Origin of the sequence: Flavobacterium sp. (assembly GCF_023151265.1) — a bacterium.
GTDB lineage: Bacteria > Bacteroidota > Bacteroidia > Flavobacteriales > Flavobacteriaceae > Flavobacterium.
The window spans coordinates 1-8,214 of the sequence record NZ_JAKLJH010000119.1; the positions used below are offsets into that span (position 1 = coordinate 1).

Consider the following 8,214-nt stretch of genomic DNA (forward strand, 5'->3'; position numbering starts at 1 on the left):
AAAAAAGTAACTGTTTTTAATGACTATTTTACTCTAAAATTTAGGTGGTCAATTTGGACTGGAATTGAGTGGTCAGTTTGCACCGAAATCGATGGTCAATTTAGACTGGAAAGTGGTGGTCAATTTGACCGTTTTTTCCACAATGATCCTGAAAATGATAAAATAAAAAGAATTCATGAATACTATTGATCTAAATAAATTACAACACTTTATAAATCAAAATGATATTCCCATAATAAAAGGAAAACCAAAAACCTTTTTAGGAATTGCTAAACAACCGCATTATGAAAATGTGTTGTCTAACATTTACGCCTTTTATTTTGATGTTCATGAAGTTCACAAACTAAAAGACTTGTTTGTTACAAGTTTAATGGAACTCATTAACGCATCATCATTAGCAAAAGAGAATAAGGTTTTTGATACTTTTTTAAATTTTGAAGTACTTACAGAATACGGAACTAAAAATCAAAAGCGGATTGATATTTTACTGCAAAATAATGAACAAGCCATTATTATAGAGAACAAGGTATATCATGTTTTGAATAATGATTTGGATGAATATTATAATGAAATAAATGCAGCCACTAAAGTTGGAATTATTTTATCGCTTCATCCCATCTCAGATATAAAGCATCCTCATTTTATCAATATTACCCATTCACAATTTATGGAAAGAGTAATGTTTAATCTCGGTAGTTATGTATTAGGTGCTAGTGATAAATACCTGGTGTTTTTAAAAGATTTTTACCAAAATATAATCAATTTAAGTCATCCTGTTATGGAAAAAGATAATATTCATTTTTATTATAAGAATCAACAAGAAATTAATCAATTAGTTGAAATTAAATATAAGTTGAGAGACCATATATTGAGACAAGTGATTGAAGCAGGGAATATTTTAAATGGAGTAAGTAAATATGAACCTAGAATAAATAGTCATAATGACAAACGATTGGTATATTATGTTTCAAACAATCATAGTAATTTAATGATTACGGTAGTTTATGAAAAATTACTAACTGATGAAAAGAAAATGCATATTGCCATTGAAATGCAAGGAAATCTATTAAAAGATAGAGAAAAGTATAATGTAATTGATTTTACTGAAGAAGAAAAAAAGCACGCTTTTGCTGAACATTTTAGAACAACTTCATTAGGTTGGTCACATTTTGCTGTGCAACATTATCATCCATCAGAAGAAGAGATTTCTAATTTATCTCAATTTATAATTGATAAATTAAATCAAGATCACTTGTTATCCATTTTTAATAAGTTGGTACTGTTTTTAGATGCTCAAAAGGCTAAATAAATATTTGATATTCAACTTTTAATTGATTTTGTAAGTGTAATCAAAAAGGAAAAAGAGCAAAGCATAAAATTAATATATTTACATTTCTGTTAAGAAACAGACCTAATTTGAATATGAGCGAATCGCAAAACATAGAATGGAAACAATCCTGGCACGACGACTATCTAAAATGGATATGTGGTTTTGCTAATGCTATTGGAGGTACTATTTTTATTGGTAAAAACGATGCTGGCGAAGTAGTTCATTTAGATAACTATCAAAGGTTATTAGAAGACATACCTAATAAAATACGCAATCAAATGGGTATTGTTTGCGATGTTCAGTTGCTTGAAGAATCGGAAAAAAAATACATTCAAATAAAAGTAAATCCGTACACCGTTCCAGTTTCGCTGCGTGGTCGTTATTATTACCGCACAGGTAGTACAAAAATCGAATTAACCGGAGTAGAATTGAACGAATTCCTGTTAAAAAAAGCAGGTAAAACTTGGGATGATGTCATTGAAGAAAGTGCTAGTTTTGAAGATATAGCACCTAAAAGCATAGCATTTTTCAAAAAAGAAGCTTCCATAAGTGGGCGTTTACCTCAAGACATTATGGATTTACCCTTACAAGAAACCCTTGAAAAATTGCGTTTAGCAAATGGAGATGCCATAAAACGAGCGGCTCTTATTTTGTTTGGTAAAGACCCTAATAAATTTTATCCCAACATTAAAGTCAAAATAGGTCGATTTGGAACAACCGATGCAGATTTAAGATTTCAAGAAGTTTTAGAAGGTAATATTTTAGAATTATTAGTACAAGTTCCTGAAATACTTAATGCAAAATTCTTAACAAAACCCATTGTTTTTGAAGGATTACAGCGTATAGAAAAAGATATTTATCCTGTGGCAGCCATTCGAGAAATGTTATTGAATGCACTCGTACATCGTACCTATATGGGTTCTATGATACAAATTAGAGTGTATGATCATAAACTTATGCTATGGAACGAGGGCAATCTACCTGAAGGAATGACCGTTGAAAGCTTGAAAGGGCATCATGTGTCAAGACCTAGAAACCCCTTAATAGCTGATGTTTGTTTCAAAGCAGGTTATATAGATTCTTGGGGTCGTGGTACGATTAAAATTTATGAAGCTTGTAAAGAAGCAGGTCTTCCTGAACCAGAAATTACTAGTTTAGATGGTGGTATTTTGGTTACGTTGCATACTCATTTAGTAGTTGATGAAGGTGGTCAGATAGGTGGTCAAACAAACGACCTAGTTACCGACCTAGTTACCGACCTAGTTACCGACCCAGTCAAAAGTCTACTATTAATAATGGATCAAGAATATAGTATTAGCGAATTAATGCGCTTTATGAAACTTACGCATAAGCCTAATTTTAGAAAAAACTATTTACAGCCAGCTATTGAATTAGGTTTAATTGAAATAACTATTCCAGAAAAACCAAGTAGCAGTAAACAAAAATACAGATTAACTTCAAAAGGAAAAACCTTAAAAATAGCATGAAATTCACAGAAGCACAATTAGAACAAGCCTTTATTGACTTATTACAAGAAGAGCAAATGACGCATCTTGTAGGTGGTGAAGTGCGCAAAAATGAGTTTCAAGGAGTAGAAGAACCACCCACACAATACGGTCATATCGTTACTGAAAAAGTGTTGATTGATGCGGATTTAAAAAACTATTTGAAGTCCAATTACGCTAAGGATAACATAACGGATTCAGAAGTTAATTCCATTATTCGCGATTTAGAACGTTTGCCTTCTTCTGATTTATATGAAAGCAATAAAACGTTCATGAAAATGGTCAGCGATGGCTTTTTGCTAAAACGTGAAGACCGCAATCAGAAAGATATATTTATCCAATTGATTGATTATTCTGATAAAGATAACAATTCGTATAAAATTGTCAATCAATTAGCCATAAAAGGCTATGAAATGCGTATTCCCGATTTGATTTTATACATTAATGGATTGCCATTAGTAGTGTTTGAATTTAAAACGGCTATTCAAGAGAATACCACCATTCACGATGCTTATGTACAATTAACCACACGTTATAAACGAGACATTCCAGAGTTATTCAAATTCAATGCATTTTGTGTAATTAGCGATGGGGTAAATACCAAATCGGGTTCTTTCTTTGCGCCTTATGAATTCTTTTATGCTTGGAGAAAAATTGAAGGTATGCCAAATGAAGTAGACGGTATTGATGCTATGTTTACATTAATTCAAGGCATGTTTAATCGCAAGCGATTACGAGATATTATTCAAAACTTTATCTACTTACCCGATAGTTCTAAAAAGAATGAAAAAATTGTTTGTCGCTACCCACAATATTATGCGGCTAACAAACTTTTTGAAAATATAAAAAACCATCAAAAACCTTTAGGTGACGGTAAAGGAGGAACTTATTTTGGTACAACAGGCTGTGGTAAAAGTTACACCATGTTGTATTTAAGTCGTTTGTTGATGAGAAGTACTCATTTTTCAAGTCCAACAATCGTTATTATTACAGACCGAACCGATTTAGACGACCAATTATCTGGACAGTTTACCAATGCAAAAGGTTTTGTGGGTGACGAATCGATTATTAGTGTAGAGAGCAGAACCCATTTAAGAGCGTTATTGCAAGGAAGAAATAGCGGTGGCGTTTTCTTAACCACCATTCACAAGTTCACAGAAGACACAAGATTACTAACTGACCGAACCAATGTCATTTGTATTTCGGATGAAGCCCATAGAAGTCAAACTAATTTAGACCAAAAAGTAGTGGTTACAGAAAACGGTGTAAGAAAAACGTTTGGTTTTGCTAAATACTTACACGATTCGTTACCTAATGCTACTTATGTTGGTTTTACAGGAACGCCTATAGATGCAACCATTGACGTGTTTGGAGATATTGTAGATGCTTACACCATGAATGAATCGGTTAAAGATGAAATTACGGTTCGTATTGTGTATGAAGGAAGAGCGGCTAAAGTCTTGTTGAACAATCAGAAACTCGAAGAAATAGAAGCCTATTACAACCGATGTGCGGAAGAAGGTAGTAATGAAAACCAAATAGAAGAGAGTAAAAAAGCGATGGCGCAAATGAATGCCATCATTGGCGACCCAACACGTTTAAAAACAGTAGCCGAAGACTTTGTTACCCATTATGAAAATAGAATAGCAGAAGGTGCAACTGTACGTGGCAAAGCCATGTTTGTATGCAGTAGCCGACCAATAGCTTATGAATTATATAAAAACATTCTAGTTTTACGACCAGAATGGGGCGAAGTGAAAATTGCTGCTGATGGTGTAGAATTATCCGATAAAGACAGAAAAGAAATAAAACCTATGGAACGCATCAAAATGGTGATGACCAGAGGTAAAGATGACGAGGAAGAGTTATATAATGCACTAGGAACTAAAGACGACCGCAAAGAATTAGACCGCCAATTTAAAAATGAGAAATCTAATTTTAAAATTGCCATCGTAGTAGATATGTGGTTGACTGGTTTTGATGTTCCTTTTTTAGATACGATGTATATTGACAAACCTATTCAACGTCATAACTTGATTCAAACGATTTCTCGTGTAAATCGAAAATTTGAAGGCAAGGAAAAAGGTTTGGTGGTAGATTACATAGGTATTAAAAAGCAAATGAATCTAGCGTTAGCACATTACAACAATGCCGATAATCAAAACATTGAAGATATTGAGCAATCTATTGTAGTGGTTAAAGACCAGTTAGATTTGTTAGGCAAATTGTTTCATAAGTTTGATACATCAGGCTATTTGTCAGGCATTCCATTAGAACAATTAAAAACATTGAATCAAGCCGCTGAGTTTGTGCAATTGACACAAGAATTGGAAAAACGATTCATGTACATTGTAAAACGTTTAAAATCGGCTTATGATATTTGTTCTGGAAGTGGTGCATTTTCCGAAAAGCAAAGAGATGAAATCCATTTTTACTTAGCCGTTCGTTCCATAGTGTTCAAATTAACTAAAGGAGTTGCTCCAGATACCGCTCAAATGAATAATCGAGTGAAGCAAATGCTTCAAGATGCTATTGAGAGTGATGGTGTGGAAGAAATTTTCAAATTAGGAGATGAGAATCAAACCGAGATTGATATTTTCTCGGATGATTACATGGCTAAAATTGATAAAATCAAATTACCAAATACTAAAATTAAACTGTTGCAAAAGCTATTAGCCAAGGCAATAGATGATGTTAAAAAGATTAATAAAATAACTGGAATTGATTTTTCAAAACGCTTACAAGCTATAGTGGATAAATATAACGAGCGTAAAGAAAGCGATGTATTGCGTAGTGAAGTACTAGAAGACTTTACCGATGAAATTATTGATTTGTATTATGCGCTTAAAAAAGAAAAAGATTCCTTCAAAGATTTAGGTATTGACTTTGAGGAAAAAGCTTTTTACGATATTTTAAAAGCACTAGCAGTTAAATACGATTTTAGTTACCCAAATGATAAGTTAATTATACTAGCTCAAAAAGTCAAAACAGTTGTAGACGATAAAGCAAAATATACCGATTGGAGTAAGCGTGATGATATTAAAGCAGAACTTAAAGTAGATCTAATCATACTTTTGGCTGAGAACGACTACCCACCAGTAGACAGAGACGAAGTGTATAAAGAGATTTTTGAACAGGCAGAGAATTTTAAGAAGTATAGATAAAATGAACCTATTCAAAAAACTATTCGGAAAGAAAGAAACTGAGTTTACACCCGATAACTCGGTATTATTAGAATTGATACAAGCGTATCATCAAAATACAACGTCTGAAAATTATGGAAAAGTACTAGAGGAGTTGCAAGGACCTCGTGCTTTTTTAGTAGTACCTTCTGATGGCAAACAGTCAAAATCAGACGAATGGCATACGTTATCCAAAGGTACCACTGTGGGGTTTACTTCTGTTTTTAATGTGGATGGGTTGCTGGTATTTGGAGTATTTACCTCGGAAACCGCTTTGTCGAAATGGATTGACAAGGAAACTGCTTTTATGGCTATGCCGGCTCGTGTTGTAATGGAAATGGCTCAAGAGAATAATTTTGGTCGCATTGTTATTGACAGTGACCAAGAAACCATGTTTGTATTGGAGCGTAATGTTTCGAATTCGAATGAAATTACAATACAAGAAGATACCGAGGTTTTGATTTGGTATCCTAAAAAACCAATTTCGGGAGCACATAAAACGCAATTGTGTACTGCTTTTGCAAAAGTGTCCAGTATTAAAGAAGTGTATCATTTTGGGATGACACGAAATGATGAGGCGATTTTTATTTTGGCTTTTCTCTTAGATGAGGTTAATGAGAATAGTAGGTTAGCGGTTTTAAGTGCTATGAATGATGGTATGAATGGTTTTAGTACGGAGTTTCCTTTGGAAATGATGTATGTGAAGGAGGGGGATGATTGGCATACAACGGGGAATAATTTTGAGGTGTTTTATAGGAGGTGAGGAGTGAGAAGTTATGAGTGAGAAGTGAATAGTGCTTGGTTTCACTTTGTGAAACGTGTGACTAAGGTTAGGAGATTCCTCGCAAGCTCGGAATGACAGAAAAGAGAGAGTGTTGAATGATGATTAACGAATGTTGAATGGTGAAGGTGTGCTTTACTGCGTAAAGTGGGAGCCTACTGTGTAGGAGATTCCTACTACGGCGGAATGACAAAGAGCGAGGGAATGACTGGCTTTTACTTTGTAAAGCAATTTCCAAGTTGAAATATTTTCCTACTAGGAATAAATTTAATATTGAATGTTTAGAAACTAATATAGAATATAAATGAAAATTGCTCTTTTAGATGACAATCCAGAACAATTAGAAAGAAATCAAAGATTTTTAAATGCTTTACCTGTTGAAATTGTTACCGCCTCTTTAACGGCAAAGACTTTTTTACAGGAGGTTAAGTTATCTAAGCCTGAGCTTTTGATTTTAGACTTGAATTTAGGCGATTCTTACATGACCGGAATGGAAGTGGCTTTTGAATTGAAATTACCTGTATTGTTTGCTAGCAGTAATACGCCTGAATATGTAAAAGAAATGGAGCGTTTGAAGCGTGATGAATCGTTATGTATAGATCATATTACGAAGCCTTTTACGGAACAAGAGTTTCAGAAGACGTTTACTCGTTTTTTACAGGAGGTTAAATTCTTTAGTAATCAAAATCACGTAACGCTTGATTTAGGGAAACAGAAGCGCACTAAAATAGCAGTTGATTCTATTGTGTATTTAGCAGCTGATAAAGCCAGTGGTTCCGAATCGAATAATAAGCAAATTTATTTTTCCAATAGAAAATCAGAAAGTTTGATTGATTTTTCATTCTCTAAAATGGAAGAAAAAGGTTTGTTGAAATCGCATTTTGTTACTATTCACAAATCGTTTCGAGTGAATGTAAATCACATTAAACACTACAATAAAAAAGAGGAACATGTTGAGGTTGAAGTATTTTCTGTTTCGGGAAAATTAGAAACTAAGAGATTGCCTGTTTCGGAAAATTACCAGTCGGTTTTAAAATCCTTAAAAAAATAACCGCTCTCATTGCTCAAAATACCGCTTTTGTTCTTAGCGATTAGCTGATATGATTCTATATTATATCAGCTTTTTTTTTCTTGTGACTTTTGGTTTGTAATTACAGCGGAAACCGAAAAGCTAACGAGTAGGTAACTAATTAAATCCAAAAAAATCATGAGTAAATTCAATTCAAATTCAGGAACAAGTAAAGGAACTGGTGCTAAACCAAGTAGTACTCCAAGTGCAAGGCCTAATCCTAATTATCCTAGCAAAACAGGAAATCCATCTGGACCAGGCAGAGGTAATACACCTAAGAAATAGTAGATTCATTAACCTCAATAGTTTTTTCTATTGAGGTTTTAAAACTAAAGTTATGAACAAAC

General features: G+C 33.5%; 7 protein-coding genes. All 7 read left to right on the top strand.

Translation table 11 applies throughout. The features are described 5' to 3' along the window. Positions 1-189, top strand: a 189-nt coding sequence (locus tag L6Q46_RS10835; protein ID WP_291284314.1) for a hypothetical protein, incomplete at its 5' end; no start/stop codon positions are given. Further along, on the top strand, positions 176-1,309 hold the full coding sequence (locus tag L6Q46_RS10840; protein WP_291284315.1) for a PD-(D/E)XK nuclease family protein: 1,134 nt from the start codon (positions 176-178) through the stop codon (positions 1,307-1,309). The genes L6Q46_RS10835 and L6Q46_RS10840, both read left to right, overlap by 14 nt. 113 nt (positions 1,310-1,422) lie before the next feature. Further along, a complete protein-coding gene (locus L6Q46_RS10845; protein WP_291284316.1) occupies positions 1,423-2,817 on the top strand; it encodes a Fic family protein in 1,395 nt (464 codons plus the stop codon). Beyond that, positions 2,814-5,999: a type I restriction endonuclease subunit R gene (locus tag L6Q46_RS10850; protein WP_291284317.1), complete on the top strand. Its 3,186-nt coding sequence runs from the start codon at positions 2,814-2,816 to the stop codon at positions 5,997-5,999. Before L6Q46_RS10845 ends, L6Q46_RS10850 begins: the two co-directional genes overlap by 4 nt. A 1-nt stretch (position 6,000) precedes the next feature. Beyond that, positions 6,001-6,780, top strand: a complete 780-nt coding sequence (locus L6Q46_RS10855; RefSeq protein ID WP_291284318.1) for an SseB family protein — start codon at positions 6,001-6,003, stop codon at positions 6,778-6,780. A gap of 322 nt (positions 6,781-7,102) precedes the next feature. Then, a complete protein-coding gene (locus L6Q46_RS10860) occupies positions 7,103-7,849 on the top strand; it encodes a LytTR family transcriptional regulator DNA-binding domain-containing protein (RefSeq protein ID WP_291284319.1) in 747 nt (248 codons plus the stop codon). 156 nt (positions 7,850-8,005) lie between these two features. Further along, positions 8,006-8,152, top strand: coding sequence for a hypothetical protein (locus L6Q46_RS10865; protein WP_291284320.1), 147 nt, complete (start codon positions 8,006-8,008; stop codon positions 8,150-8,152). Positions 8,153-8,214: the final 62 nt, after the last annotated feature.